At 71.3% G+C, this 2,254-nt stretch carries 3 protein-coding genes; 1 reads left to right on the forward strand and 2 read right to left on the reverse strand.

Translation table 11 applies throughout. The features are described 5' to 3' along the window. Together ACWFRU_RS42260 and ACWFRU_RS42265 are read right to left on the reverse strand one after the other, a co-directional pair. On the reverse strand, positions 1-201 hold a 201-nt coding region (locus ACWFRU_RS42260; protein ID WP_453694171.1), incomplete at its 3' end, for a hypothetical protein. After that, positions 201-1,349 (reverse strand): hypothetical protein, encoded by a 1,149-nt coding sequence (locus ACWFRU_RS42265; protein WP_381097614.1) that lies wholly within the window; start codon positions 1,347-1,349, stop codon positions 201-203. The genes ACWFRU_RS42260 and ACWFRU_RS42265, both read right to left, overlap by 1 nt. A gap of 369 nt (positions 1,350-1,718) precedes the next feature. Between ACWFRU_RS42265 and ACWFRU_RS42270 the strand changes: the two genes are divergently transcribed. Next, positions 1,719-2,078, forward strand: coding sequence for a hypothetical protein (locus tag ACWFRU_RS42270; protein ID WP_073826492.1), 360 nt, complete (start codon positions 1,719-1,721; stop codon positions 2,076-2,078). Positions 2,079-2,254 lie beyond the last annotated feature (176 nt).

A 2,254-nucleotide genomic window follows, 5' to 3' on the forward strand; every position in this document is an offset into this window, starting at 1 on the left:
GCCGTGGTCCGGGTCGGGGGTGGTGTTGCCTGCGTCGAGCCGGAGGTAGGTGTGGCCGCTGTCGTACGGCTCCGGGTCGGTGATGACGAACTCCCGGCGCAGGGCCTCGGTGACGAGCGCGACGGTGGCTTCGTCGGCCGTGATGCGGATGTCGGCGATCCCCGCGAGGTGCTGGCGCGGGCGCCGTTCCCTGCGGGCCATCAGACGAAGGCCACGCGGGCGACGACGGCCATGAGCGTGCCCGCCTCACCGGCCGCGTTCAGGGCTGCGGGCGAGGCATCCTTCACGGGCCCCACGATCAGGACGTGCTGGGCGCGGTCGAGCAGGTTCCACCAGTCCGGCGGCATGCTCACCGACTCGGCCGCCCGCCACAGCTCGATGTCGTCCTCGCCGTCAGGGCCGACGTGGACCAGGCCCTGAAGGGAGCGGTCGGCAATCCGTGCGCGGACCCGCCACCGGGGGTCGACGTCCGGCAGCCCGTACATGCCCCAGTGCTCCCAGTCGGTGCGGGCCTCCAGGTCCTCGATCCCCGCGTCCTCGGTCTCCGGGTACAGAGTGAGCATCGGCAGCTCCTGCCCACTCGGGGTCGTCGTCTGCCCGGGGAAGACGCCGTAGTTCGGGGCCAGGTAGTACGGATCGATGCTCTCGCCCAGGTCGAGGTCGTCCACGGTGACGACGTTGATCCCCGCCGCGCGGAAGGTGTCCATCGGGTCGGCCGGGCGCTGCCGCGGCGGCACCCTGTTCCCACCGGCGCCCGCAGCCCTGAACTCCTTGAGCAACGAGACGTTCTCCATGTCCAGCGCCGCCCAGTGGTCGAGCGCGTCATCGAGCAGAGCGTGGGCGTCGTCCTCGTCCAGGTCGTCGACCGCGCGCAGGGCGACGTGCCCGTGACCGGTGGCCGCCTTCTCCTGCGCGAGAGCGATCCACGCCCGGGTGGACGGGGCGAGCAGCGGCGAGTGCTGCGCCATGGCGCCCAGCGGGACCAGGTAGACGGCTCCGGCGAGCCCGGCGAGGGTCGCCCGGTGAGCAACGGCCCGGGCGGACAGGGAGGTCTGGCACGGACCGCACCCTGCCCAGCAGGCCCCGAGCAGGCGGGCGGCCAGATCGTGGTCGGGCGCGGAACCCGCCACGTACGGCAGCATCCCCTCCATCAGCCCGGCGTCGGGGGCGGGGTGGACGTGCGTGGTGCCGGCGGCCGCCGATGCGTGCGAGGCCCCGGTGCGCTTGGCCTTGGCCTTGGCGCGCTGCTTCTTCCCATGGTTCTTGACCACAGCGGTCTCCTTCTCGTGGAGCGTGCAGCGGTTGCCCATGACCCGATGCACGCGCGAGACGGACTCGACTGCGGGCATTCACAGGGTGGCGTGATGTCGGTGTGCTCCGCACTGATGCGCTGGGACCTGCGGTCCTGGCACCTTCGCCTCAGAGTGCTCCCAGTCATGGGCTGAGGCTGGCTTGGGCCCGTGCGCGGGGCCGTGCGCCCACGATATCCGCCGGAAGCAGTCCCAGCGGCGGAACGCGGGAGGACACCCCCGGTTGATGGCTCTTCCCCGGCTGTTTGTAACACGGAGCTTTTGGGGGTTGCCGGATCCGTCTGATGGACTTCCCCGTGTCGCCCCGCCGAGACGATCACAGGGACAGAATCGCTGGTGGGATGGGGACTTGCGGGGCTAACCCCCGCCTCCTCCATGGTGACGCTCCCTACTCACCGGAGGTCTCCCATGTTCCGCATCGACGGCATCACCACGTCGGCGGCCGCTTCGCACGGCACAGCGCCTGCCGTGACGTTCGACCTGTTCACCGCCCTCGTCGCAGGGGCCGCGTTCGTACTGGCCTGGCTCGTCTACCGGTGGACGGCCCCTTCCCCGGGGTCCTCCGTCCAGGCGTCCAGGGGGGAGCGGCTCGCGTACGCCATCGGCGCCGCGGCGTCGGTCATCGTGGTCGGCGCCTTCCTCGTCGGAGGCTTCAGGGGGTTCGAATACACGGGTACAGGCGCCCGAGAGCTGTCTCCTGACAGCCGATCAGCGGCGCACATGACGCAGCCCGTGGTCGACGGGAGTTCCGCCGGCCACGGGCCGTAGACCGTGATTCCGTCCCGGGCTACCCGCAGTCCTCCTGCCTGATGGTCTTGGCCAGCTCGCCGAGCCGGATGCCCGCCTGGCTGATCTGGTCCGCCTCGGCGTGGAGGGCCTCCGCGTCGGGGTGATCCCGGTCCATCCACTCCGTGGCCGCCACGACGTGGCCTGCGATCTCCCGG

The organism is Streptomyces sp. NPDC055099, from assembly GCF_053607685.1.

Excerpts from the sequence above, each read along its gene's own strand:
- ACWFRU_RS42265 (WP_381097614.1), bottom strand. The coding sequence starts at position 1,349 with ATGCCCGCAGTCGAGTCCGTCTCGCGCGTGCATCGGGTCATGGGCAAC.
- ACWFRU_RS42270 (WP_073826492.1), top strand. The coding sequence starts at position 1,719 with ATGTTCCGCATCGACGGCATCACCACGTCGGCGGCCGCTTCGCACGGC.